This window comes from Kutzneria sp. NPDC051319 (genome assembly GCF_040682195.1).
Classification (GTDB): domain Bacteria; phylum Actinomycetota; class Actinomycetes; order Mycobacteriales; family Pseudonocardiaceae; genus Kutzneria.
This window is the reverse complement of the sequence record NZ_JBFBAM010000026.1, coordinates 77,465-98,955: the sequence shown is the minus strand read 5'-3', so window position 1 is coordinate 98,955 and position 21,491 is coordinate 77,465. Positions and strand designations below refer to the sequence as shown.

Below are 21,491 nucleotides of genomic sequence, written 5' to 3'. Positions count from 1 at the left end.
GGGCGGCAACTTCCGTCGTTTCCCGCATATCGGGCGGATCGCCGATCTACCGTCGACCCGTGAAGTGGTGGGGGCGCTTGTTGGCGGCGGAGGCCGCGTGCCTGCTCGTCCTGGTCATCCTGTCGATCGCGCCTGGCATCGAGCTGCCTGTGGCCGTCACCGTGCTGTTCCTGCTGCCCGGGTTCGCCGCCATCCCACCGTTGATGCTCATGGTCGACGCCAAGGAGCAGCTGTGGCGCGGGTTCGTGGCCGTGCCCCCGGTGTGGCGGCTCGTCCTGATCATGCTGGCCGTCGTTGCCCTCATCGGCGGGCTGAGCATGGTGCCGCGTGGCTTCCCCAGCTACGAGAACGGGCAGTACGTGACCAACAATCACGGTCACAAGACCATCTACACCGCCACCGAGTACGCCGAGGCCATGGCCAGCATCCCCCGCCTCGTCGCCGCCGTCGCGGTGGCCTTCCTCGCCGTGATGGCCATGCTCTGCCTGGCGTCCCTCAACCTCGGTCCCCCACCGAGGCCGCCCGCGCCGCCTCCGGCGGAACCGCGCGTCAAGCTGTGGCGGGACTTCGACAACTCCACACCCGAGGACTGAACCGTGAAGTGGTTGATCTTCGCTTTGCTCGTGGGCGCGGCCTGGGCCGTGATCGCCCTCGTGCTGTCCCTGGTCTTCGGCTCGGCCCTGCCGATCAGCAACCTGGCCATGGGCCTCACCGCCATCCCCGCCGGCTTGATCGCCATCGTCGTCTGGCGCGGCACCGGCGACGACGGCACGTACCGGAAGCTGCACCGCTTCTCCCCCGCCGCCAAGCGCTTGGCCCTCCTGTGCGTCGCGCTCTGGGTTCTCGGCATGGTCGCCTTCATCAATGGCGCTTTCTACGGTTCTCCCGACACTCCGCTCCATCTGCGCTCGCACTCGCACGTCTGGGCCGTGACCGAGGCCAAGTACCACGCCGCCGAAGCCGCCCAGTTCCGCATCATCGCCGGCTGGGTGCTGGCCGCCTACGGCACCATTGGCCTGATGACGGTCTTTCGGGCGCACTACCGCCCCGTCGTGCCCCGCTGATACGACGAAGCCCCGGCAACCTGGTTCGGTTGCCGGGGCTTCGTGCAGCGGTGGCGGTGGGATTTGAACCCACGGAGGGTTGCCCCTCACACGCTTTCGAGGTCTGCGACCGGCCGACCGGTAGGGATCGCTGAGGACGTCTCGCCTGGTCGGAGGTCCACGCCGTCTTGGAGCGATCAGCAGCGAACCGGGGCGATTGCAACCATCATTGCACCGGTGACGCACAGCAGAACAGCCGCTGCCTCACGAGTGGCATGTCGGCTCTCCCGACGCACAGGAGCTCCGCAAATCTGGACCGTCGCCTGTTCAGCGGTACATAGTCGACAACACTTTCGACTAGGATCGCAGTGAAGGGACAAGTTGGCGACGTAACTCAAGCAGGCGATGGTCGTGTCACTTTCAGCGACGAGTCATCACTCTCAGCTAACGCGGCTTGGCGCGAGCGTTACACTCCGTGTAGGATCGGCTGTTTGGCTAGACTTGGTTGTGGTGGTACGTCCAGGGTTGTGGTGCGTGCCAGACTGACGCGACAGGCGTCGTGGCGGCGGGATCATGAGCGAGAGGTGGTGCAGATGCTGACAGCTGATGATGTTGCATCCGTAATCCTTGAGCGCTCGGCCCCGTGGTCCGACGCGATGCGGCTCCAGAAGCTTCTGTATTACGTCCAGGCATGGCATCTAGCCGTAACAGACGAGCCATTGTTTCCAGAGCAGATCAAAGCCTGGAAGCAAGGCCCGGTTGTCCCACAGGTTTGGCATTCCCGGCGTGACCAGGCGACTCGTAGCGCCAACGCTCAGCACACGGGTCACATCCACCTTGATGAGATGACCTCCAATCTGATTGACCTTGTACTGGCCCGCTACGGCTCAATGTCGGGTGAGGAACTGAGCGCTCTTACACATGTGGAGCAGCCATGGTTGAACGCGCGCGGAGATCTCCCACCGGACGCCGAGTGTAGAACGGCCATTAGCACCGAAGATATGGCTGCGTACTATCGCGCCAACCGGAAGCTAGGAGGCCGGACCGCCGCCGATCTCGCAATCGGCGGAGTTTATATTCGTGGCGCGCGAGATGAGTCGGTCGACATCGATGCGATTCTAGATTCCTTCCCGGAAGACGATGACCCCGGCGAGGACCCTTGGGGTGGAGCTAGTCTGGAGTCGGCAGATAAGGGTGACGGCCGCGGCATCCACCTGGAGCCCTGGCGCGCCTATTCGGATTTGTGATAGATGGCAGCGAGCGATGAACCGCAGAGGCACGTCGTCGTGTTCGACTGCAACATCTATCTTGATATAGCCTCGCTTGTTGGAGCGCCGTTCGCGTGGTCAAACTTTGACAAGCTCGCCGCACAGCTCGCGAAGGAGTCTGTGCCACATCCGACCGATCGGGCGTATGACTCGCTTCGAGCCGTCGCCACATGTACATCTGGCCGCTTTGCGGGCGCAGAAACGGTTGAAGTATGGACCAATTCACATATTGACCGCATCACCCTTAGTAAAGCTACCCAGTCGACCAACCTGGACATTGAGACGGGTTACCGTGGGCTCGGATGGAGTATCGACGACGCCCGTTCGCTAGTAGCCGACTTGGTTTACGGCGTACTGCATCGGTCTAACGGTGGCACTCTCGGGGATCACTTCCCAGATGGAAATCCTCCGTTGGACTACGAAGATGGCATGGTCTACGGAGCCTGCCGACGCTTGTCTGCCATCGACCCGCTTGCTCGCGTCTACTGCGTTACACGCGATCGCGGGTTTTTGAAAGCAAGCAAGGAGGGCAGGCTGGACTGTCACAGTACCGTCCTAAGTCCGTCTCGCTTTGTTTCCCTTATCAGGGCCGCCCGCTCCCAATACTCTATTCGATCTATGAAGCCGCCGAATCCGAGCTAGTAGCCAAGCGAAGAAGCATGTATGCCGACGTATCACGACACTGTTGCGAGGGTAGAGTTTAGCTGACGGCGGAAAGAGCTGGCCGAAGCTGATTGGCGATAGCAGCCGCTGGGACCCACCCGCCCTTCTCGATTTGCTCGCTCGGTACCGTCACGGTTGCCACGAGGTCCCCCACCGCCTGGCCCTCCGTCGGGGCGAACAGCCTGATCTCCGGTGACGCCGGTACCAGCGGCACGACCACCGGCTGCCCGCCGTGGGTGCCAGTCAGCGCCCCGTACTCCCACCGTGGGACATCGGGTAGACGTCGAACCGGCGGTGTCTGGGCGACCTCGATCCCGGCCTCGGTCAGCAGCGTCACCACGGCCTTGACCAACTCCAGCGAGGCCACCACCAGCGTGCCGACTTGCTCGTTTGTCGACGCCTTCTTGTGGCGGTCGAACCAGTCCCGTGCGCCCTTCTCCAGCTCCTCCGCCGTCACCGCCGCGGTCGCTGCCATGTCGTGCCCTCCCCGATCGCAGTACCTGCCGCCATCCTTGCTGATCACGGCCGGTGGAAATGCGCGCGACAGCGGGTGAACCCCCGATCGTGTCCACTGCCGACATGCCGCTGAGCAGCGACGATGAACACGTGGAGGTGGTATGGGAGCGGTTCCTGGTCGCCGTCGACGTTGTGGTCCTGGTCAACGTCGACGACGCCGAGCTGGAGCGCTGGCCGGCCGGCGACCTCTACGAGCGCCTGCTGTTGGCCGGCGTGCCCATCACCTACGACCCCACCGGCGCTCACGGCCTGTTCGGCGACCGGCCCGACTACTTCGTGCTGCTGGTGGCCATGACCGCCGAGCTGGTCACCGCCTACCGGCCCGGCGCCGGCCTGGGCCAGGTCGACCTGCTCGAACCCGAGGTCGCCGAGATCGTGCTCGACTGGTACCGAAGGAACGTCGATGTGCCCTGATGAACTGATCAGCGAGGCCGACAAGCACCTGCTGGCCGAGCTCGATCGCCGCGCCGCGCCGACCCGAGCTCAAGCGGCGGCCGGGCTGTGGGTGTACGGGTCGGTGGAGGACCTGGTCATCCAGGCCGGACGCTGGTACCTGCCCACGGTCGCGCCGCTGCCAGCGGGTGGGTTCTCCGGCGTCGCCCGCCAGGCCCGCGAGCGCCGACTCCAGTACGTGGAGGGGTTCCTGCTGGACATCAACTACGAGCTCCGCGAGGGGGCCTGGGCGACCAACGGCGACCTCATCGTGGTCGGCACGTCCGGCGGGCTGGCGTTCTGGGGAGTGCCGTTGCGCGCCGGATTCGCCGACCTGGTGCGGAAACGGTCCGGATCCGCGTCGGTGCTGCACGGGCAGCGCCTGGACCGGTGGCACCTGCTGGAGTTCGGTTTTCCCCGCAACGCCCTCGTCGACACGACCTGAACCTGCGCTAGGACCGGTCATGGTGTGCGCGGTGCTGCTCAGAGGGCGGCCAGTACCCGCAGGCCCCGGGCTGTCCGGCCGAGGCGCTCTTCGAGCTCGTGCGCACCGTCCTGGGCGGCCAGCATCCGCAGCTGCTCGTAGACCGCGGCCAGCGGACCAGCACCGGCCTCGACGTCCGCCAGGCAGGGGTCATGCCGCTCGTGCCAGCGGTGGGCCAGTTCGGCCGGGATGTCCATCGTTCGATGGTTGCTCCCACAACACCACAGGTCAAGAAGCACGCACGGCAAGGACGCTCACAGGCCGCGGTGGGTTTGCGTGATGCGGGGTGCGAGCACGGTCTCCGGCAGCCACTGGTCAAGGGCGTCAAGCCCGCCAGGGCGTCCGTCCAGGTAGGGGATTCGGTAGTTGCACCGTCCGATCCAGAGACCACCGTCCGCCTGGATCCACTGCCGCACAAGGCCCATCACTGGCTGGCTCACGTCGACCCCGTCCGTCACCCGCCGATCAGCGCCAGCTGGCCGCGGAAACAGCGCCGTCAGGTCGACCCAGGCCGGCCGCCAAGGTTCGGAGGTTGTATCGGCTCGCTTGCTCCGGTCAATCGAGTCACTACCGACCATATGTTCTACTATGCGCCCTGACCTGCTGCGAGGGGAAGTCAACGCAGGTCACAGCGGGGTCGTCCACACCCAAGGCACCCGCCTGGGCGACCCCGCGCTCCCCTCGCCCGGCCAGCGCCACGACTGTCGCCATGCCCCCGTACGGTAGGCCGGTGGATGACGAGGTCAGGCGGTTGTGGCGAGCGCATGTGAAGGCCCGTTTCACTCTGGCCGCCGACGCCGAGCACCTCTCGCCCGGCGAGTTCGCGGCGATCATGCGTGAGGGCGAGATGCGGGCGAACGAGCTGATCACGAACCTGATGCGGGTTGCGGCCGGCCGGGGCGAGTCCGTGCAGGAGCTGCTGGCCGATCCTGTGGTCCGGGAGCAGTTGCGTACGGTCGGGGCCGACGCTGCCGGCGGGGTGTTCGACGATGACGCCCTCGATCGAGAGCTCGGCGCGCTGAGCTGGCTGACGTAGGCCTCAGCGCAGCGGGATTCGCCGGGTGGCGTCGTGCCACACGAACCGTCGACCAGTCGTTTCGGGCCGCTGGTCGGCGACTTGGGCGTGCGTTTCCTCCCTGACCAGCGCGACCTCGCGTCCGTAGGTGGTGACCGGCTCTAGGAATCCGGCGGCCGGCCCTGGGGTGCGCAGCAGCTGCGATTGCAGCCCGTGGGTGTCGACGTCGTGACGGCAGTAGGCCAACGCCGTGTGCGGCCGCCATGCTCGACCGCCGCCGGCCGGCGGCACACCGGTAGTGCGCGTGATGGCCGCCGACACGCGCTCGTGCAGCCTGGCCAGCGCGGCGGTCGGCCGGACGTAGAGCTCGATGGCGACGTCGTTGACCAGCGGCGGGCCGAGGGTGAGCTCAACCGGCGGGACGTCGGCTAGGCCGATCGTCAGCGCCGCGTGCAGCTGCTCGACCTCGACCGTGTCCGCCGGGACAGCGACGGCGGCGAGGGTGAGGTGCCGCAGGTGGCGGTCGAGTACCTCCAAGGGCGGCTCCAGTGAGGCGTTGGCCGGGGAGCTGGCCCACCAGGCCTGCACGGTGTCGGCGCAGGCGTCGCCCAGGTCCAGGGCGAGGTCGGTGAGCAGCAGATGCACGACCCACAGTGGCCCGCGATAGTCGACGCCGGGTGCAAAACGGTGCACAAGCAGTTCCCTTTCCACCGCGGCACCAGCCCGATGAGCAGCACCACGTCCGATGCGGTAACAACCCGGCTGCGCCATCACGCAGCAACTGACCATTTGCGACGATAGCTAGATGCCGCACCCTGTCCGACGCCCGGATCACCATGGCGGTAGGTCGGGACGCCGGCACAACAGGCCGCGCTGGACCGACTGGTCCGCGCTCATGCGCCGGCCCCGGGCGCCTCACCATGCTGCTGAAGGTCCCGCCAGCGGTGCCGCAGCATGTGTGGGACGGCAGCGCCGCGGACTGGCACCGGCCCGTCCAGGCTGAACAACTGCCCGGGGGCGACCGCTGGCCGACCGTGACCTGGTCACCGGGCGCATAATGGCATCGGACATCGATTGCGATCAGAATATCGGTCGGAGGGAAATTGAGTAGCCAGCCGTTCGGCGCAGAGTCGAGCCGTGATGTTCTGAACGAGGCGTGCCGATCGGTCGGGCTGCACGCAGGAAACACCGAGTTGCTCCGGCTAGGCGAGAACGCGATCTACCATCTCTTGGGCACCGACATAGTTGTACGCATTGCGCGCACGATGGACTATTGGACTGACGCCGTCAAAGAGGTGTCGGTCGCCAAATGGCTCGAACATGAGGCCTTCCCAGCCGCCCGAGTAACCAATCATGACCAGCCGCTGTCCATTGCTGGGCATCCCGTAACCTTCTGGAAATTCATTGAGGGTCGCCGCGGCGGTCCGTCCGACATTTGCTCATTGGCGACCATTCTCCGCCAGTTGCACGGCCTCCAGTTGCCCACCGCCGTAACCCTCCCCGAGGGGACGATACTAGAACGGGTAGAGCGCCGCATTGTCAACTCACAAGTAAATGACGCAGACAAAGCGTTCCTATCCACAAGGCTAGACGAACTACGTAACGCTGTAGTAGAGCTTGAGTTCCCCCTCCCCAAAGCCCCTACGCACGGAGACGCGCACGTTCAAAATCTCATGATCACCGGTCAGGGTGCGGCAATAATCGACTTTGAGCGGTTCGGATGGGAGCACCCCGAATGGGACCTATCAATGACCGCCACAGAGTACGTCACGGCGGGATGGTGGACCGATGCTCAATACGGACAGTTTGTTGCCGCTTACGGCTACGATGTAACCGAGTGGAGCGGTTTCGACGTACTTCGACAGGTTCACGAGATTAAAATGACGACATGGCTTATGCAAAATGTTGCCGAGTCGCCCGAAATTGCTGCCGAATACGAGCATCGCATGCACTCGATCCGCACGGGAAGCGCCGCCGGCTCCTGGAAGCCCTTCTAGCCTCGTTTTACGAGATCAATGGTAGGGTAGTAAAGTTTGACACGAGCGTTGAACGATACCGTCAGGGGGTCCTTCTCATGCGCAACGGCCAGATCGTCGCTAAAGTCCGTGAGGTAACGGACGTATCGCTTCGACTGCAACGGCCCTGCTAGGTCGACTGCCGTTACTGCGAGACTTACCGCCTCGTCTAGATTTCCAGCTGTCAGCGCGCCGCTAGCCATGACCATATTAATGAAGGCCATGGTTCGGGGTGGCGTGTTGGTTGGTTCAATTGCCTTGGTGGCGAACAGTCGCGTCTCTTCAGGCCGCCGGAGGTCTCGAAAGCAGTGCGCCGCCTCTCCGGCGAGTTCCTCAGCATTGAAGTAGCCGATCCAGTCCGGATCATCTTCCGGCACCCGCTGCTCAAAGAACTGTTCGGCCCGATTGAGTATCTTAACACACTCAAGCTGCTGGCCACTGCTCGCCAGGGCCCGCGCCTCCATTGCAAGGAAGTTTGCAACGACGGTGTTAGTGGCCTTACCGAAGGTTGCGGTTTGCGCTGCGCGCGCAAACTGTACCGCATCCGAGAATTTGCCAAGGTAGTTCGCCTGATGGCTCAGATTGCCAAGAAGTCGGCCGCCAAGCATGTGATCGTCCGCCTCGCGCGCAAGCCGAAGGGCCTGCATGAAATACCTCTGCGCCGCGCCATGACGCCCAGCGTCGTAAGCTGTCCACCCGAGTAGCTGGACAACCTCTGCTGCTGCACTGAAGATCTCCCTGCGCACACCTTCAGGATGATTTAGCTTCAGTTGAGGCGCTACCTCCGATTTGAAATAAAACAACAGAAGCTTTCTGGTGTGCCCACCGCCAAATCGAAAGTCAAGGTCCATCAGTTGCGCAGCGGTGGACCGAATCGCAACGGCCAGCGGGGAACCCGCAGAGGGGCTGATCGTACTAAAGGTGGCTTCGAGCGACTGGCCGAAAAGGTAGCCGGTAATAGCGTTAGACGACGCGGATCGATTCCAGTCCGCATGCAGTACTGCGCCTTGATCGTCAAGATCCGAACCAGTCAGTTTCTCCAGCAGCGCCACCGAAGCCAAGGCGTCCTGTTGATATTGCGCCCCGTCTTCAATCACGTCGACTTCCGCGTCAGCCGATGCCGACTCGAAACCTATGTCGGCGAGACTTACCCGCCTACCGAGTTTGATGCTCAAGGCTTTCGCGATGTACTTGGGCGCAGGGTCGTTCGGGATCGTGCCTTTGAGCCAACGCGTGACAGAGGTGTGGTCTGGGGTCATGCTGCGCCCGTCGGCCGCTGCCAGCTCCCGTACCCGCGCCGCAAGACCCTTGTTGCTCACGCCCGCCTCGGCCATGACCGCGGCTAGGCGTGCATTCGGCATCTTCTCGCCGGCCATGACTACGTCACCTCATCCCCAGTTGCGGCGTCGTGCGCACACCCCCGTGCACATGTGCGCCCCCTCGTGCGCCCTGCCGCACACCCCCTGACCAGCGGTTTGCTTTGAGCCAAGACAACAAGCCCCGGTGCTTCGCTCGGTTGGCAGAGCAGCAAGCAGCAGATGCAGACGGCATCCGCTCACCGGGCGACAGGAGGACACCATGGCTCGCAACAGCTCGATGCTCCCGATGCCAAGTCGGCGCGGACCCGGACGGCTGATCGTCGGCTTGATCCTGCTTGCCCTCCTGGTGCTGGCGCTTCGCGATCCGGTTGGCACCGCGCACACCGTTCGCGCCGCTTTCGCTGGCCTGGGCCGCGTTCTGGACTCGTTCGGCGTGTTCGTCCAGCAGGTCAAGCAGTGAAGCGTTCGACACTAGTCCTGCGCCGTCCTTTCGTAGACGCTCTGCGACAACTGGGCAACCTGCCCGCGCAGCGTCGCAACCTCATCGCGAAGGCCGGCTACCTCCACGCGGAGTGCGTCGATTGGGTCGTCGGAGGCGACGGCGGTCTGCCCGGTCGCTACCTGCGCCAAGTGGCCGGGCGGCCACTCCAGACCCTTGGAGATGGCCTCCAAGAGAGCCGGGTTGCGCTTGCGCGGAGCGTAGTTCCGTTGGAGCTGCCGCAAGAGGGCGACGCTGACCTGCGCCCGCCGGGCAACCTCCTGCTGAGTCAGGTGCAGTTCGTCCATCCGGGTGTTAATCGCGGCCGCGACAGCGTCCCAGTCCTGCGTCATTGCCCCTCCGAAACCGCGTGTTGACCAGCGCTAATTGTAGCGGTTGGACGTAGGGCGCGACCGTCATCCGACACAGCTGTTGAACGGGACGCCGCGCCACCCTCTTGCGGTAGCGCTATAAGTAGCGCTACTTTTTCGCCACAACAGAACGACCGATTCACCGCCAGCGTTCCGGCCGGCGCCCGGCACAACGAAGTACCGGGCATCGCCCAGGTCGCTGGACCTCCGGAAAGCCAAGCCCAGCAAGGCATTTGTGGGTGACGCATGCCCGGATGACCGGCTGCACCTCTGTTCATTGAGAACTCCATAGCGTTCGAGCGGCCTGCCCGTCAGTCCCGTCTGCCAGCCCACCTTCGGGCTGGTGGTGTTCAGCCCCCGTCTAGTAGGGGCTGCCGGGCCGCCGCTCCAGCCGCGATTGCGGCTGGCTCTCCACTGCGCCGGCTCTCCGGCGCGCCGGAGAGCACCTAGGTCAGCGAAACCTGCACCCCCGGCAGCACGTCGGGCCTCACGGCCTGGCGCAAGCCCGCAACGACCCGCATCCCCACCGCGGCGAGCGACGTGAGGCATTGGACGCCAATGCCGGGAGCTCCACCGGCCGAGCTGACCGCACCCGTTGGGTGCCGTTCCCGCACATCCCCGGCGTCCCGTGTGGACGGCCGGCTGATGTCCGGGTTCGGAGGCCAACGGCCCCCGCGCTGCTCGGCCGCTCGCGCCGGACCCCGCTTCGTTCGATGCCGATCCGTCCCGGCCTGCTGCCGGTCTTCCGCGCTGCCTGACCACCTTTTCCACGACCACCTGGAGCTTTCCGATGTTCGACGTCTACGACGCCCTGTCCCCGCTGGACGACGCCGGCTGGCGGGACCCGGACGGCTACACCGCCGCCGAGATCGACGCCCTGATCGCTGCGGCGCTGCCCGAGGGCGAGTTGGACTCGCTGTCCGGCCCGTACCAGGACCGCCGCACCACCAACCGCTCGCTGGACGCCGCGGTGCGGACCCTGCGGGCCTACGTCGCCCAGATGCCGGACTCGGCCGGGAACGAGGCCGCCTGATGAACATCACCGCCGCTGTCACCTTCGCCGTTGTGCTGGGCGCGTTGCTGGTCGCGCACAACGTCGCCGACCACTGGATCCAGACCGATCACCAGGCGTGCACGAAGGGCGGCAGCGACTGGACCGGCCGGCTGGCCTGCCTGCGTCATGTCGCCACCTACACCGCCGCCACCGCCGGCATGGTCGCCCTTCTTGCCGTCCTGCACCTGGCCGAGGTCACGCCGGTCGGCTTCGTGGTCGGCCAGCTCGTGTCCGCCGTGACGCACTACTGGGCGGACCGGCGCACCACCCTGGCCAAGCTCGCCGCCGCGCTGGGCCACCGCAGTTTCTACCGCCGCGGCGCGCCCCGCCCTGGTCGCGACGACAACCCGACGTTGGGCACCGGCGCGTACGCGCTGGACCAGTCCTGGCACTGGCTCTGGCTGCTGGTCGCCGCGCTGACCACAGCCCTGGTCGGCACCTGAGTCCAAAGCACCGCTCACGTTCGCCTTTTACCTCTCCTCACCGCAAGGAGTTCGACGTGCGCACCATCTCCCACACCAACCCCGGCCCGGTCCGACTGGTACTCAACCTCGGCCCTGGCACCGTTCGCCTGATCGTCGAGGACCGCGACACCGCCGAAATCACTCTTGCCCCGCTGCGCGAGGGCGACGATGTCGCCACCGACCTGATCACGCAGGCCGAGGTCGACCACGCCTGTCACGTTTTGGCGGTCACCGTGCCGCGACCGAGCGCCGGCGACACGGCCGCGTGCACCGTCATGCAGTCCGCCGGCGGCGTGCGCATCACCCAGTCCCACAGTGTGGTGCGCGGCAACGTCACCGGCCTGATCATCACCGGCGGCGAGGTCTTGATGGCCGGTGGCCGGATCGCGTTCGGCGGCGCCACGCTGACCACCGGCGGCCAGGTCCGCGCCGAGGTTCGGCTGCCGATCGGATCCTCGCTGACCTTCGACACCGACGCCGCCGACCTCTACGCCAGCGGCCATCTGGTCGACCTGGTCTTCCACTCCCAGTCCGGCCGGCTGGTCGCCGACAGCATCGGCACACTGGCCGCCTCCACCACCTCCGGCGGCGTGGGTGCGGTCAGCGTCACCACCGGCAGCGTCAAGACGATGTCGGGCGACGTCGCGGCCGACTACATCCAGACCATGCGGGCCCAGACGATGTCCGGGGACGTCACGCTGATCCCGGCCGCGCCCGGCCACCGGGCCGAGATCTCCACCATGTCGGGGGACGTGCGCGTCACCGCGCACCATGACGGGCACGTGGACGCGTCCACGATGTCCGGCGACATCACCGTGCTCGCGGCGCAGAGCCGGACGGTCACCACCAACACCCGGAGCATGAGCGGACGCGTTCGCGTCCCCGGGACGCGGTGATGGCCAACAAGGTCCGGCCGGTGCTGCTGCTGCCGGTGGCCTGGTCGCCATATCCGGAGTTCACCCACGGCCTGCACGACGGCTTACCGCTGCTGCCGACCAAGTGGGCGCCACCGCACTTGTTGGCCACCCGGCGGCAGTTGAACGCGCTGGGCAAGCGGCCCGGCGGGCAAGACCCGGTCGCGCTCCTCTACGGCTACAGCGAGACGGGCCACTGCCAGTGGTTCGCCAATCTCTACCTGATCAGCAGGGCCAAGCCGAAGTTGCCGATGACGCCACGCAAGTGGCACGCGCTCAACCTGGCCAACCTCGCCCGCCGCGAGTGCAAGCGGTGCCACCGCGCCCGCGACTACGTCATCCCGCCGACCTTCGGCATGTGCTTCCCCTGCGTGGAAGCCAGCGAGAACACCAACCTCAGCAACGAGAACGGAGCCGATCCATGGGCGGCATGAACACGCAAGTGCTCCGTGCGGCGCGCGAACTCGTCACCGGCGACCGCGTCCGGCTGACCGACGGCACCACGGTCACCGTGACCGACGCTTCCCCGGCCGGGCCGCCTCGGCTGACGTGGTTGGAGCTGTCCAACGGCCACTGCGGCGCGATCCCCAGCACCCAGTTGCTCACCATCATCACCGCCTAGACAGCGGTCACCGATTCCCGTCCCCACAACAGAAATCAGGAGCCCCAGTATGAAGTGCTTCCGCCGGTTCGGGGCCGACGTCGACCTGACCGGCTGGGTGGGCTGACCCATGGCCGGCTACTGCAGCGCGATGGACGCCCCGATCGAGATCCGCGCCACCCGCCCCGGATCGCCGGAGATCGCCTCGTGGGTCTACCCCGACCAGGTCGACAGCACCGGCAAGCGTCTGACCGAGCAGGGCTACACCGTCACCTCGGTCACCAACCACGCCACCTGACCACGCAAGCAATCTCGGAGGAAACCGATGTCCGCCACCTGCAAGTGCGGCGCGAAGGCCACCCACGCCTACGGCAAGTTGAAGGTCTGCGCGACGTGCTACCAGACCCACGCGATCGTCGACGACAACCCGGTGCGCATCCCGAAGAACTACGACTGGTCGGCCGAGATGAACGGCCGCAAGCTGCGCTGACGCCCCGGTCCGGCAGCCCTCCCGCAAGAAGCGACTGCCGGACCGGGTTCACACACCCCATCCGATCTGCGATCAGAAGGGACACCACAGTGTCTCGCATCCTCGCCATGCCCACGACCACCGCCCGGTCCGACGGCCTGTGGTGGGGCACCTGCCCCACCTGTCTGGAGATCCACTACACGCTCACCACCGACGGCGCCCTGCCCGAGCACCCCAAGCCCGGTTACGGCCCGGACCGGCCGACCTGCCTCGGCTCGTTCACGCAGCCGCTGCCCGGCTCCGTGGAGCCGGCCCAGACCTGCTTCAACGCCTCCGGCAACTACGCGGTGATCCAACAGGGAGCCGCGGCATGACCGAGAAGGTCACGGTCCACGGCGACCTGGAAGCCGCGTTCGCCGCCGCCCACGCGCTCGCGCTGGACGCCGTCGGCGACGCCGCCGCCGGGCCCGCGACCTGGAAACGGCAGCTCGCCGCCGCGCACCGCGCGGTGGCCGAGGTCTACGCCACGGCCCGCGACAGCATCCCGCCGGGCGGCCTGATCTGGCACGCCGTCGACGAGGCCGCGCACTTCCGCCGCGACCGCGCCAAGAACCTCGACCATCTCGCCGCACAGCACGAGCAGGAAGGCCAGTGACCGCCATGAAGTTCCGCGCACTGCTCAAGAAGCTGACCTGGCCCGCTCGGGTCGCGTTCGTGGTCGTGTTCGTCCTCACCGGGATCGTGCAGATCATCACGGCCGTCGCCGCGCTGGTGACCGAGGTCGCCGCGTGGCTGGTCGCCGCGGGGGAGGCGGCGCAGCGTGCGGTGGTCGAGGCCGGCGAGCTGCCGCAGACGCCGATGCCGACCGGCTACCGCACTCGGGGCATGGCCGCCTGGAGCACGCCGTGACCGCCGCCGTGCAGTGGTTGGACCTGACGCCGATGCAGGCCGACGGCCTGGCTTGCGTCATCTGCCGCACCAACTACCTGATCGCCGGCCGCCCGTGTCGCCCGGTCGGCCGCTCCCACACCGGCTCGCAGGTCTTCGCCTGCGCCGGGAACTGCGAGCAGACCGCCCAGGCCCGGACCGAGTCGAGGTGACCCGATGAGCTTCACCACCATCCCCGACCCCGTCGGCAGCCGGAAGCGCTGCGCCAACTGCCGGGAGATGACCGTGCTGGTCACCACCGGCACCGGCGGCACCGAACGCGTCCACTGCGGCACCTACACCGCCCGCTGCCACACCACGACTTCTCGGAGGACGACGTGAGCACCCCGCGCATGACCGGCCCGGAGCACTTCCGCGAGGCGGAGCGGCTCATCCACGCCGCCCAGGCCACGCCCGGCCGGTACGGCGAGGCTCCCTACAGCGACAATGCCGACCGCATGCTGACGGCCGCCGACGTGCACGCCACGCTCGCGCTCGCCGCGGCCACGGCGCTGCACGCCCTGACCCAGTACACGGGCATGGGCATGGTGCCCCGGTCGCAGGCCCAGCAGTGGCAGCCCATCGTGTCGCCGGAGCCCGGAACGGCCGGTGAGCAGTCGTGAGGGGATCACCCCTGCTGGGCGGGGCTCTGCTCGTGCTGGTCGTGGTCGCCGCCCGCCATAGCGACCACACCAGCACCACCCCGGCCGCGCTACCGGCCCCGGCCGGCGCCGCGACGCACCACTCCGACACCCCCGCCCCCGCCGTCACCGCGTCGGTGACCGGCACCGAGTACGCACGCGACTCGAACAACCCAACGACCGGCACCCACTACGCCGAGTGCCGCGCCGCCGACGGCTCCGAGTACCGGGTGGTCGTCGACGCGGCCACCGAGTACCGGCTGCGCACCGGGCAGCCCTGCCCGGCCGGGCCTCACCTGCCCACGGTCCGACAGCAGCACCCCGAGATCTACGACGCGCTCACCGCGCCGTTGCCCTTCAACGGCGGCGACGCCGACGGGCCGTGCGGGGCCTGGTCGGCGGCCACCAAGGAGATCGCCGACCAGGAGCGCGCCGCATGGCAGCGCTGCATGGCCAACCCGCCGAGGAGGTGAACAGCAAGTGAGCACCACTCACGTTGATCCGTACCTGGCCGGCAGGGCGCAGTTGGCCACGGCCAAGGCCGACGCCGCGACCGCGAAGATCACCGCCAAGGCCACCGCCGCCGCCGCGACGCTGGCCGCGCAGGAGGCCGCCAAGACCGCCGCCGCGCAGCGGCGCGAGGCCGACCGGCAGCGCCGCCGTGCCGAGAAGCGCCAGCGTCGGGCCGAGCGGTGGGCGGCACTGGCGGCGCTGGGGGAGTTCCTGCTCGCTCACTGGCAGCTGGCGTTGTGGCTGCCGGTGATCGTGGCCCCGGGCATCCTGGCCTGGGAGGGCCAGACCTCGGCCGGTGATGCGATCTTCGGTCCTGGCTTGGGTTTCCTGCTCGCGCTGTTCACCGAGTGCAGTAGTTGGGCGCTGTTGGCGCAGGCCGAGATCCGCCGACGCGCCGGGCATCCGGTCGGCGCGACCCTGGTGGCGGCGTGGCTGGTCGCCGCGGTCGGCGCGGGCCTGAACTACGTGCACGGCTCGCAGGACCCGGGCGCGTCCTGGCACGGCGTCGTGATGGCGCTGGTGTCGGTGTCCGGGTTCGCCGTGCACCAGGTCAGCCACTGCCGCACCGACCTGCTCGCCGCGGTGCGCGCCTGGTGGGCCGGCCGGCAACGCCGCCGGCTGACCCGCGCGGCCCGGTCCCGGGTGCGCCGCTACGAGCTGGCGGCGGTCCGGTCGGCCACCGCGGTGCTGCACGCGGACGGGGCGGTGTCGCTGCGCTACCCGGACGGCCCCGTCGCGCTGGTGCGGCGGTGGTGGGCGCCGTGGACCCGGCGGCTGGTCACCGGCCCCGCCTACAGCCTCGCCGAGGACGTGACGCGGCTGCTGGCCGGCCGTCCGTCCGGCCCGTCCGCCGTATGGCCGGACGCCACCCGGACGCCGTCGGAACCGACCCCACAGACGTCGTCCGGCGAGTCGACGGCCGAGACGTCCGGACGCGTTGACAGCCCGATCAACCGGCCCGATCGTGACCGTCCGGCCCCGGACGCCCCCGGCCTGTCCGAGGACGACCAGGCGGTGCTTGACGCCGTCCGGACGGCCATCGCGGACGGGTCCCTGCCGGAGCGTCCGTCCGGCTACGCGATCTACCGGCACATCTTGGGCGGGCGAGGCGACAAGGCCCGCGCCTACCGCATCCAGGAGGCGCTGACCGACGGGGACACCCGCCTGCACGCCGTGTCCTGACCCCTCTCGCACTGCCGCGCTTGCCCGGTCCCCGCCCGTTCGGCGGGGACCGGTTCTCGCTGTGCCCCACTACCCGCTGCGTCACGACCCCCACGCCGGGGAGGAGACAAACTGATGTCCACCACTCCGGTCGGCACGCCCGACCCTGACAACCAGCGTCAACGCGACTTCGACAACGTCCGGGTCCTGCCCGTGCGCGCCGACCGGAACGCCACCGCCCCGTGCACCGTGTGCGAGACCCCGAAGGCCACCTGTCTTCAGATGGAGCAGCTGCACGACGGCGTGCGCTGCTGCGGGCAGTGCCACCACCCCACACCGGCCGCACAGCCCACCCCCGACCCTGTGACCAGCGATGACGCGCACTTCGACGTCGAGTTGGACGCCGAGCCCACCGAGGGTGGCGACGTGGTCGACACCCCGGGCAGCGCGGTCGTGGTGGCCGAGCGGGAGACCCGGCGCCCGGTCATCCCCACGTCCCTGCACGGCTGGGCCAACATCCGTGCCACCGCCATCTACCAGCTCGACCGCGCCGCCTACATCACGGCCTATCACGCGGTGCGGTCCCCGATCTACGGGGCCAAGACCGCGTGGTGGGCCACGATCGGCCTGGGCCGGCTGGCCGGGCGGCAACTGCGCTGGTGGTGGGTGTCCGAGCAGCACGCGCTGCGGCAGAGCGCCGCCTCGGCCGACGACGCGGTCGGGTGGATGCAGCTGCACCGCGAGGTCCGCACGGTCCGCTTCTGGCGCGGCGGCGTGCTTCTGGCCGAGGCCGCCGGCCTGGGCATCACGCTGCCGGTGGCGTGGGCGCACCTGCCCGGGTGGCTGTGCGCGGCCGGGATCGCCGCTGCCGCAACAGGTTTGGCCCGCCTGGGCCGTCCGGCGGACCGGCCGATCGTGGCCAAGGCGCTGGTGTCGGGCCGGCACCGCCGGATCAACGCCGACATCGTGCTGCGCGCCTACTACGCGGCCGGCCTGGGCAACCCGGACAAGCCCGCCCAGCAGATCAGTTTCGGGTCGACCATGGCCCGCGACACCTCCGGCACCGGATCGCGGGTGGTCATCGATCTGCCCTACGGCAAGGGTTTCGACGACGTCATGAAGGCCAAGGGAGCGATCGCGTCCGGGTTGGACGTGTCGGTCAACCAGGTGTTTCTGACGCCGGACGAGACCTCGCACCGCCGGCACAGCCTGTTCGTCACCGACGTCGACCCGTTGTCCGTCCCGGCCGGACGCTCGCCGTTGGTCGACTGCAAGGTCCGCGACATCTGGCAGCCCGCACCGTTCGGCCTGGACGAGCGGGGCCGGCCGGTGCGGCTGGACCTGATGTGGGTCAGCGTGCTGGTCGGGGCGCAGCCCCGGAAGGGCAAGACGTTCTCCGCCCGCGCGTTGGCGCTGTTCGCGGCGTTGGACCCGTACGTGCGGATGACCGTGGTGGACGGCAAGAACAGCCCCGACTGGGACAAGTTCCGCCTGGTGGCGCACCGGATGGTGTTCGGCACCGTGGCCAACAACCGCGACTCCGACCCGGTGGAGCACCTGCTGGAGGCGTTGCGGGAGATCGAGCGCCACATCCAGGGCGTCAACGAGTTCCTGTCCAAGCTGCCGGTCTCGGAGTGCCCGGAGGGCAAGCTCACCCGGGAGCTGTCGCACAAGTACCCGCAGCTGCGGGTGTGGATGCTGGTGATGGAGGAGTTCCAGGTCTACTTCGAGCTCGACGACCAGGACACCAACAAAGAGATCGCCAAGCTGCTGTCCTACATCATGGCCGTGGGCCCCTCGGCCGGGGTGATCATCCTGTCGTCGTCGCAGAAGCCGTCCGGTGTCGGGGCGGGCGACGTGACGCGGCTGTTCAACCGGTTCCGTGACAACCACGCCGTGCGGTTCGCCCTCAAGTGCGGCAACAGGATCGTTTCGGAGGCGGTGCTGGGCGGCGACGCCTACGCCGAGGGCTTCGACGCCTCCGCGCTGCCCACCGGCACCCGCTACCGCGGCGTCGGCATCCTCTACGGCGCCACCGACGACACCCCGATCACCCGCACCTACCTGGCCGACCACGCCGACGCGGAGAAGATCCTGACCGCCGCCCGCCGCCACCGCCTGGCCCTGGGCACCCTGACCGGCCACGCGGCCGGCGAGGACATGGCGCGGGAGGTCCGCGACGTGCTGGCCGACGCCCGGTCGGTGGTCGACCCGGGGGACAAGGGCCTGCACTGGGACGAGTTGGCCGGGCGGCTGGCCGAGCGGATGCCCGAGCACTACGCCGACGTCACCGCCGAGGCGATCTCCGCTCAACTCCGCGCGCTTCGTGTACAGAGCGTGAACATCAACCGGGGTGGCGCGGTCCGCAAGGGCTGCAAGACCGAGCACCTGGACGCCGCGCTCACCGCCCGTGCGGCCGCCGCGAGGTAGCGGCACCCCCGCTACGGGGTAGCGCCGCCGCTACCCGCGCCGCTACCGCCCTGGTCAGCGGCTATGCGCCCGTGTAGCGGGTAGCGGCAGGCACCCCGTCGACCTGCGAAACCGCTTCTGGAGGCACATTGACCGTCCTGTCGGCCGCTACCGCCACCCCCGGTGTCGATCTTTCCGGCCTATTGACCTTCACCCTGATCGTTGTCACTGTCGGTTACTTGCTGTTGTGCATGCTGCTGCCGGTCCGGCAGTGCCGGCGCTGCCACGGCATGGGCCGGATCCGATCCCGATTCGGCGGCATCCGCACGTGCGGCCGGTGCCGGGGCCAGGGCCTGCGCATCCGGACCGGGCGGCGGGTGTGGAACTGGCTGGCCCGCGAGTTCGACGAGGCCCGCCGGGGGATGCGCACCGACCGCACCGACGCGCATGCCCAGCGATCACGTCAATCCCGAAAGGACATTCGCGATGAGCACTGAGCCCTGGCACGCCCCGCTGACCTGCACACCACACGAGTGAGGGACACGACGATGGGACTGTTCAGGTTTGGGCCGAGTAAGCAGGAACGCCGGGAGATGGCCGCACGTGCGGACGTCTCGGCCGCAGAGGACGCTGCCGAGGGCTGCCGCTTGCGGGCCGAGGCCGCCGCTGTGCGCAAGCGCGGCCAGAGCCACGCGCGCCACATTGCCGGCCACTTGGAGACCAACGCCCGCATCGCGGAGGACAACGCCCGCATCGAGCAGCGCGCAGCGGAGCAGCTGCGCCGGCCGTGGTGGCGCTGCCCCGGGTCGAGGAGATCGACCTCAACACCTGACCGTTGCTCGACAGCCTCAGCAGCAGGGGAGAACGCATGAGCAAGCAGCAGCACACGACCGAGGTCTACGACGGCGAGATCGAGGGCAGCGTGCAGGCCCGCTGCACCTGCGGATGGGAGGGCCGCATCCGCCGCAACATCGTCGAGGCCGGCATGGAGGCCGACGCGCACAACGAGGGGCACGCCGCCCCATGAGCTCCGTCAACCAACCACCCGCCGGGCACGAGGCCGACGACGGCACGTGCGGCGACTGCATCGAGGGCCGCTGCCACTTCGGCGGCGACGGCCCTTGGCCCGGCGAGGAATGCGGGTGCGACCGCCACGACGCCAGCGTCCGAGCACGCGAGCACCACGACGACGGCCACCAGGCCGGCTGATCCAGCACAACCACCCACACAGAGGGAGATCACTCATGGCCAGCAAGCGGCACGACCAGATCGACATCGGCGACGTCATCAAGGGCGAGACCGGCGGCTGGTGGCGCGTCACCAACATCACCAAGCAGTCGGACGGCTTCCGCCAGTTCGACGCGGTCAGCGTCAAGACGGGCCGCGCCGGCTACCTGTCGGGCCCGGCCCGCCAGGTGCGCGAGGTCCGCTGATCCCGCCCCGGTCCGGCGGTCCCTTCCGCCAAGAACAGCCCGCCGGACCGGGTCTCACCACCCCAACCGAACCCCCCTTCACGAGAGGAGCCCAGCCGTGGGCTTTTTCACCGTATCCAGCAAGGCCCCGACGATGCGCGCCAAGGCCCGCCAGAGCGTCGCCAACGCCGGAAACCGCGCTGTCGCCGCCACCGGCGGCGCGGTCTGCATCGTGTGCGACAAGGCGATCGCCGGCGCCAAGCCCGGCAAGGCCAACGTCCACGCCGGTTCCTGCACCCGCAAGCTCGCCGCCGGATGGAAGTCCATCCACGAGGCGTGAACCGCCCGCATCCGTTGCCCTATCACGAAGGGAGCCCCGAGAAGTGATCACGTCCGATAGCTTCCCGACACCTGATCTGGCCCAGCGGTCCGCCGACCCGGTCGAGCTGGCCCGTGTCCGCGAGTTCGCGGGCCACCAGGCCGCCGAAGCCGAAGCGTTGCGGCAGCGACTGGCCGAGCAGTTGCCCGCCGCCGACCCGGACCGGCGCGTCCTGATGCTGCGGCGCGCCCTGGCCGAGCTGATCCAGTGGCGCTACCAGCTGGCGCTGACCGCACCCGGCCGGCTCGGTATCGGCATCAAACTGGACGCCGAGCGGTTCCGCACCCCGCTGCGCAGCGACCCCAACTTCGACCGGCTCGGCACCCTGGGCCGGCTGCGCGCCGGTGCTGAATGGGACCCCGCCAGCCTCACCTACCGGGGTGGGACGGCGACGCCGGCCAGCCGGATCATGGACCGCTACGGCCGGGCCGCGCTCGCGCGGTTTGACGCCGAAGCCCCCGGCGAGGATGTGCTGCGCAACGAGGTCCTGCTGCCGGACGGGCGCCGGGTGATGGGCAACCGGTTGGTGCGCGGCGAGCCCGCCGCCGAGCTCGCCCGCCAGCTCGTGATCCGGGTCGGGGGCCGCGGCCACGACGCCAGCCGCATGGAGATCGGCGGCGAGCTGCTGTTCGCCGTCACCGCGGCCGACGACGACGCGGACACCCTGCACGCCGAGGCGTTGCGGCGCCTGGCCAACGCGCTCGACGAGGACGACCACCGCGCCCGGGTGTGGGAGTGGCAGACCGCCCGCTACCTGCTCTACCAGTCGCCGCGCACCAAGAAGGGCAGCGACGCCGTCATCCGCGTGCTCCTGGTCGTGGTCGGCGCGGTGCTGTTCGAGCGACCGCCGGTCATGCAGCAGGACGCCGACCTGCGCTGCGCCGTGCTGGGACAGCTCGACGCCACTCGCATGCCCGCCGACGCCGCACTCGACCCCCGCTGA

36 protein-coding genes are annotated in these 21,491 nt (G+C 68.4%); 30 read left to right on the top strand and 6 right to left on the bottom strand.

Annotated features, from left to right (window positions below):
• Positions 1 to 59 precede the first annotated feature (59 nt).
• The 3 genes from AB0M73_RS25240 to AB0M73_RS25230 all read left to right on the top strand — a co-directional run bounded on the left by AB0M73_RS25240 (position 60) and on the right by AB0M73_RS25230 (position 2,290).
• Positions 60 to 593, top strand: a complete 534-nt coding sequence (locus AB0M73_RS25240) for a hypothetical protein (protein WP_363894788.1) — start codon at positions 60 to 62, stop codon at positions 591 to 593.
• A gap of 3 nt (positions 594 to 596) precedes the next feature.
• Positions 597 to 1,064 (top strand): hypothetical protein, encoded by a 468-nt coding sequence (locus AB0M73_RS25235; RefSeq protein ID WP_363894785.1) that lies wholly within the window; start codon positions 597 to 599, stop codon positions 1,062 to 1,064.
• A 572-nt stretch (positions 1,065 to 1,636) separates the two neighbouring features.
• Entirely contained in the window at positions 1,637 to 2,290 is a 654-nt protein-coding gene (locus AB0M73_RS25230) for a type II toxin-antitoxin system antitoxin SocA domain-containing protein (RefSeq protein ID WP_363894782.1), read from the top strand.
• A 721-nt stretch (positions 2,291 to 3,011) separates the two neighbouring features.
• Here the strand turns inward: AB0M73_RS25230 and AB0M73_RS25225 are convergent.
• Entirely contained in the window at positions 3,012 to 3,449 is a 438-nt protein-coding gene (locus tag AB0M73_RS25225; protein WP_363894779.1) for a hypothetical protein, read from the bottom strand.
• Between the two features lie 104 nt (positions 3,450 to 3,553).
• On the opposite strand from AB0M73_RS25225, the gene AB0M73_RS25220 reads away from it, so the two are divergent.
• Complete coding sequence (locus tag AB0M73_RS25220; protein ID WP_363894777.1) at positions 3,554 to 3,904, top strand: hypothetical protein; 351 nt, start codon at positions 3,554 to 3,556, stop codon at positions 3,902 to 3,904.
• Complete coding sequence (locus AB0M73_RS25215; RefSeq protein WP_363894774.1) at positions 3,894 to 4,367, top strand: hypothetical protein; 474 nt, start codon at positions 3,894 to 3,896, stop codon at positions 4,365 to 4,367. Before AB0M73_RS25220 ends, AB0M73_RS25215 begins: the two co-directional genes overlap by 11 nt.
• Before the next feature lie 38 nt (positions 4,368 to 4,405).
• On the opposite strand, the gene AB0M73_RS25210 is transcribed toward AB0M73_RS25215, so the two are convergent.
• Both AB0M73_RS25210 and AB0M73_RS25205 read right to left on the bottom strand, forming a co-directional pair.
• Entirely contained in the window at positions 4,406 to 4,603 is a 198-nt protein-coding gene (locus AB0M73_RS25210) for a hypothetical protein (protein ID WP_363894772.1), read from the bottom strand.
• 57 nt (positions 4,604 to 4,660) lie between these two features.
• A complete protein-coding gene (locus tag AB0M73_RS25205; RefSeq protein WP_363894769.1) occupies positions 4,661 to 4,846 on the bottom strand; it encodes a hypothetical protein in 186 nt (61 codons plus the stop codon).
• 290 nt (positions 4,847 to 5,136) lie between these two features.
• Here AB0M73_RS25205 and AB0M73_RS25200 point away from each other — a divergent pair, with 290 nt between their 5' ends.
• Positions 5,137 to 5,442, top strand: a complete 306-nt coding sequence (locus AB0M73_RS25200; RefSeq protein ID WP_363894766.1) for a hypothetical protein — start codon at positions 5,137 to 5,139, stop codon at positions 5,440 to 5,442.
• 3 nt (positions 5,443 to 5,445) lie between these two features.
• Here the strand turns inward: AB0M73_RS25200 and AB0M73_RS25195 are convergent, their stop codons facing one another.
• The gene (locus tag AB0M73_RS25195; RefSeq protein ID WP_363894763.1) at positions 5,446 to 6,114 is read right to left on the bottom strand and encodes a 2'-5' RNA ligase family protein; all 669 of its coding nucleotides are present in this window, start codon (positions 6,112 to 6,114) and stop codon (positions 5,446 to 5,448) included.
• Between the two features lie 410 nt (positions 6,115 to 6,524).
• Here AB0M73_RS25195 and AB0M73_RS25190 point away from each other — a divergent pair, with 410 nt between their 5' ends.
• Positions 6,525 to 7,418 carry an aminoglycoside phosphotransferase family protein gene (locus AB0M73_RS25190; protein WP_363894760.1) on the top strand — a complete coding sequence of 298 codons (894 nt, stop codon included), beginning with the start codon at positions 6,525 to 6,527 and terminating at the stop codon, positions 7,416 to 7,418.
• Here AB0M73_RS25190 and AB0M73_RS25185 read toward each other — a convergent pair.
• The gene (locus AB0M73_RS25185; protein WP_363894757.1) at positions 7,415 to 8,812 is read right to left on the bottom strand and encodes a hypothetical protein; all 1,398 of its coding nucleotides are present in this window, start codon (positions 8,810 to 8,812) and stop codon (positions 7,415 to 7,417) included. The two genes, AB0M73_RS25190 and AB0M73_RS25185, sit on opposite strands and share 4 nt — an antisense overlap.
• Positions 8,813 to 9,014: 202 nt before the next feature.
• Between AB0M73_RS25185 and AB0M73_RS25180 the strand changes: the two genes are divergently transcribed.
• Complete coding sequence (locus tag AB0M73_RS25180; RefSeq protein WP_363894754.1) at positions 9,015 to 9,215, top strand: hypothetical protein; 201 nt, start codon at positions 9,015 to 9,017, stop codon at positions 9,213 to 9,215.
• Between the two features lie 11 nt (positions 9,216 to 9,226).
• Here AB0M73_RS25180 and AB0M73_RS25175 read toward each other — a convergent pair whose 3' ends face one another.
• Positions 9,227 to 9,586, bottom strand: a complete 360-nt coding sequence (locus AB0M73_RS25175; RefSeq protein ID WP_363894751.1) for an XRE family transcriptional regulator — start codon at positions 9,584 to 9,586, stop codon at positions 9,227 to 9,229.
• 808 nt (positions 9,587 to 10,394) lie between these two features.
• On the opposite strand from AB0M73_RS25175, the gene AB0M73_RS25170 reads away from it, so the two are divergent.
• The 22 genes from AB0M73_RS25170 to AB0M73_RS25065 all read left to right on the top strand — a co-directional run bounded on the left by AB0M73_RS25170 (position 10,395) and on the right by AB0M73_RS25065 (position 21,491).
• Entirely contained in the window at positions 10,395 to 10,637 is a 243-nt protein-coding gene (locus AB0M73_RS25170) for a hypothetical protein (protein ID WP_363894748.1), read from the top strand.
• Complete coding sequence (locus tag AB0M73_RS25165) at positions 10,637 to 11,101, top strand: DUF3307 domain-containing protein (protein ID WP_363894746.1); 465 nt, start codon at positions 10,637 to 10,639, stop codon at positions 11,099 to 11,101. Before AB0M73_RS25170 ends, AB0M73_RS25165 begins: the two co-directional genes overlap by 1 nt.
• 56 nt (positions 11,102 to 11,157) lie before the next feature.
• Positions 11,158 to 12,018: a DUF4097 family beta strand repeat-containing protein gene (locus tag AB0M73_RS25160; protein WP_363894743.1), complete on the top strand. Its 861-nt coding sequence runs from the start codon at positions 11,158 to 11,160 to the stop codon at positions 12,016 to 12,018.
• Positions 12,018 to 12,470, top strand: coding sequence for an RRQRL motif-containing zinc-binding protein (locus tag AB0M73_RS25155; RefSeq protein ID WP_363894740.1), 453 nt, complete (start codon positions 12,018 to 12,020; stop codon positions 12,468 to 12,470). The genes AB0M73_RS25160 and AB0M73_RS25155 overlap by 1 nt, the downstream gene beginning before the upstream one ends.
• On the top strand, positions 12,467 to 12,658 hold the full coding sequence (locus tag AB0M73_RS25150) for a hypothetical protein (RefSeq protein WP_363894737.1): 192 nt from the start codon (positions 12,467 to 12,469) through the stop codon (positions 12,656 to 12,658). Before AB0M73_RS25155 ends, AB0M73_RS25150 begins: the two co-directional genes overlap by 4 nt.
• A 109-nt stretch (positions 12,659 to 12,767) precedes the next feature.
• A complete protein-coding gene (locus AB0M73_RS25145) occupies positions 12,768 to 12,935 on the top strand; it encodes a hypothetical protein (RefSeq protein WP_363894735.1) in 168 nt (55 codons plus the stop codon).
• 27 nt (positions 12,936 to 12,962) lie between these two features.
• A complete protein-coding gene (locus AB0M73_RS25140) occupies positions 12,963 to 13,127 on the top strand; it encodes a hypothetical protein (protein ID WP_363894732.1) in 165 nt (54 codons plus the stop codon).
• A 107-nt stretch (positions 13,128 to 13,234) separates the two neighbouring features.
• Positions 13,235 to 13,480 (top strand): hypothetical protein, encoded by a 246-nt coding sequence (locus tag AB0M73_RS25135; RefSeq protein WP_363894729.1) that lies wholly within the window; start codon positions 13,235 to 13,237, stop codon positions 13,478 to 13,480.
• Positions 13,477 to 13,761: a hypothetical protein gene (locus AB0M73_RS25130; RefSeq protein WP_363894727.1), complete on the top strand. Its 285-nt coding sequence runs from the start codon at positions 13,477 to 13,479 to the stop codon at positions 13,759 to 13,761. The genes AB0M73_RS25135 and AB0M73_RS25130 overlap by 4 nt, the downstream gene beginning before the upstream one ends.
• Positions 13,758 to 14,015, top strand: a complete 258-nt coding sequence (locus AB0M73_RS25125) for a hypothetical protein (protein ID WP_363894724.1) — start codon at positions 13,758 to 13,760, stop codon at positions 14,013 to 14,015. The genes AB0M73_RS25130 and AB0M73_RS25125 overlap by 4 nt, the downstream gene beginning before the upstream one ends.
• Positions 14,012 to 14,206, top strand: a complete 195-nt coding sequence (locus AB0M73_RS25120; RefSeq protein WP_363894722.1) for a hypothetical protein — start codon at positions 14,012 to 14,014, stop codon at positions 14,204 to 14,206. The genes AB0M73_RS25125 and AB0M73_RS25120 overlap by 4 nt, the downstream gene beginning before the upstream one ends.
• A 4-nt stretch (positions 14,207 to 14,210) precedes the next feature.
• Positions 14,211 to 14,375 carry a hypothetical protein gene (locus tag AB0M73_RS25115; protein WP_363894719.1) on the top strand — a complete coding sequence of 55 codons (165 nt, stop codon included), beginning with the start codon at positions 14,211 to 14,213 and terminating at the stop codon, positions 14,373 to 14,375.
• Positions 14,372 to 14,656: a hypothetical protein gene (locus tag AB0M73_RS25110; RefSeq protein WP_363894716.1), complete on the top strand. Its 285-nt coding sequence runs from the start codon at positions 14,372 to 14,374 to the stop codon at positions 14,654 to 14,656. The genes AB0M73_RS25115 and AB0M73_RS25110 overlap by 4 nt, the downstream gene beginning before the upstream one ends.
• Entirely contained in the window at positions 14,653 to 15,147 is a 495-nt protein-coding gene (locus tag AB0M73_RS25105) for a hypothetical protein (protein ID WP_363894713.1), read from the top strand. The genes AB0M73_RS25110 and AB0M73_RS25105 overlap by 4 nt, the downstream gene beginning before the upstream one ends.
• Before the next feature lie 7 nt (positions 15,148 to 15,154).
• On the top strand, positions 15,155 to 16,369 hold the full coding sequence (locus AB0M73_RS25100; protein ID WP_363894710.1) for a hypothetical protein: 1,215 nt from the start codon (positions 15,155 to 15,157) through the stop codon (positions 16,367 to 16,369).
• Positions 16,370 to 16,483: 114 nt separating this feature from the next.
• Positions 16,484 to 18,778, top strand: a complete 2,295-nt coding sequence (locus AB0M73_RS25095) for a hypothetical protein (RefSeq protein WP_363894707.1) — start codon at positions 16,484 to 16,486, stop codon at positions 18,776 to 18,778.
• A gap of 128 nt (positions 18,779 to 18,906) precedes the next feature.
• Entirely contained in the window at positions 18,907 to 19,254 is a 348-nt protein-coding gene (locus AB0M73_RS25090) for a hypothetical protein (protein ID WP_363894704.1), read from the top strand.
• 371 nt (positions 19,255 to 19,625) lie between these two features.
• Positions 19,626 to 19,784, top strand: coding sequence for a hypothetical protein (locus AB0M73_RS25085; RefSeq protein WP_363894702.1), 159 nt, complete (start codon positions 19,626 to 19,628; stop codon positions 19,782 to 19,784).
• A complete protein-coding gene (locus AB0M73_RS25080) occupies positions 19,781 to 19,966 on the top strand; it encodes a hypothetical protein (protein WP_363894699.1) in 186 nt (61 codons plus the stop codon). The genes AB0M73_RS25085 and AB0M73_RS25080 overlap by 4 nt, the downstream gene beginning before the upstream one ends.
• Positions 19,967 to 20,001: 35 nt before the next feature.
• A complete protein-coding gene (locus AB0M73_RS25075; protein WP_363894697.1) occupies positions 20,002 to 20,190 on the top strand; it encodes a hypothetical protein in 189 nt (62 codons plus the stop codon).
• Between the two features lie 97 nt (positions 20,191 to 20,287).
• Positions 20,288 to 20,509 carry a hypothetical protein gene (locus tag AB0M73_RS25070; RefSeq protein WP_363894695.1) on the top strand — a complete coding sequence of 74 codons (222 nt, stop codon included), beginning with the start codon at positions 20,288 to 20,290 and terminating at the stop codon, positions 20,507 to 20,509.
• A 43-nt stretch (positions 20,510 to 20,552) separates the two neighbouring features.
• A complete protein-coding gene (locus AB0M73_RS25065; protein ID WP_363894692.1) occupies positions 20,553 to 21,491 on the top strand; it encodes a hypothetical protein in 939 nt (312 codons plus the stop codon).

Coding starts and splice junctions, on each gene's coding strand:
- AB0M73_RS25185 (WP_363894757.1), bottom strand. CDS start 8,812: ATGGCCGGCGAGAAGATGCCGAATGCACGCCTAGCCGCGGTCATGGCC.
- AB0M73_RS25130 (WP_363894727.1), top strand. CDS start 13,477: ATGACCGAGAAGGTCACGGTCCACGGCGACCTGGAAGCCGCGTTCGCC.
- AB0M73_RS25175 (WP_363894751.1), bottom strand. CDS start 9,586: ATGACGCAGGACTGGGACGCTGTCGCGGCCGCGATTAACACCCGGATG.
- AB0M73_RS25080 (WP_363894699.1), top strand. CDS start 19,781: ATGAGCTCCGTCAACCAACCACCCGCCGGGCACGAGGCCGACGACGGC.
- AB0M73_RS25170 (WP_363894748.1), top strand. CDS start 10,395: ATGTTCGACGTCTACGACGCCCTGTCCCCGCTGGACGACGCCGGCTGG.
- AB0M73_RS25225 (WP_363894779.1), bottom strand. CDS start 3,449: ATGGCAGCGACCGCGGCGGTGACGGCGGAGGAGCTGGAGAAGGGCGCA.
- AB0M73_RS25165 (WP_363894746.1), top strand. CDS start 10,637: ATGAACATCACCGCCGCTGTCACCTTCGCCGTTGTGCTGGGCGCGTTG.
- AB0M73_RS25215 (WP_363894774.1), top strand. CDS start 3,894: ATGTGCCCTGATGAACTGATCAGCGAGGCCGACAAGCACCTGCTGGCC.
- AB0M73_RS25140 (WP_363894732.1), top strand. CDS start 12,963: ATGTCCGCCACCTGCAAGTGCGGCGCGAAGGCCACCCACGCCTACGGC.
- AB0M73_RS25230 (WP_363894782.1), top strand. CDS start 1,637: ATGCTGACAGCTGATGATGTTGCATCCGTAATCCTTGAGCGCTCGGCC.
- AB0M73_RS25150 (WP_363894737.1), top strand. CDS start 12,467: ATGAACACGCAAGTGCTCCGTGCGGCGCGCGAACTCGTCACCGGCGAC.
- AB0M73_RS25115 (WP_363894719.1), top strand. CDS start 14,211: ATGAGCTTCACCACCATCCCCGACCCCGTCGGCAGCCGGAAGCGCTGC.
- AB0M73_RS25180 (WP_363894754.1), top strand. CDS start 9,015: ATGGCTCGCAACAGCTCGATGCTCCCGATGCCAAGTCGGCGCGGACCC.
- AB0M73_RS25135 (WP_363894729.1), top strand. CDS start 13,235: ATGCCCACGACCACCGCCCGGTCCGACGGCCTGTGGTGGGGCACCTGC.
- AB0M73_RS25145 (WP_363894735.1), top strand. CDS start 12,768: ATGGCCGGCTACTGCAGCGCGATGGACGCCCCGATCGAGATCCGCGCC.
- AB0M73_RS25220 (WP_363894777.1), top strand. CDS start 3,554: ATGCCGCTGAGCAGCGACGATGAACACGTGGAGGTGGTATGGGAGCGG.
- AB0M73_RS25075 (WP_363894697.1), top strand. CDS start 20,002: ATGGCCAGCAAGCGGCACGACCAGATCGACATCGGCGACGTCATCAAG.
- AB0M73_RS25095 (WP_363894707.1), top strand. CDS start 16,484: ATGTCCACCACTCCGGTCGGCACGCCCGACCCTGACAACCAGCGTCAA.
- AB0M73_RS25155 (WP_363894740.1), top strand. CDS start 12,018: ATGGCCAACAAGGTCCGGCCGGTGCTGCTGCTGCCGGTGGCCTGGTCG.
- AB0M73_RS25210 (WP_363894772.1), bottom strand. CDS start 4,603: ATGGACATCCCGGCCGAACTGGCCCACCGCTGGCACGAGCGGCATGAC.
- AB0M73_RS25085 (WP_363894702.1), top strand. CDS start 19,626: ATGAGCAAGCAGCAGCACACGACCGAGGTCTACGACGGCGAGATCGAG.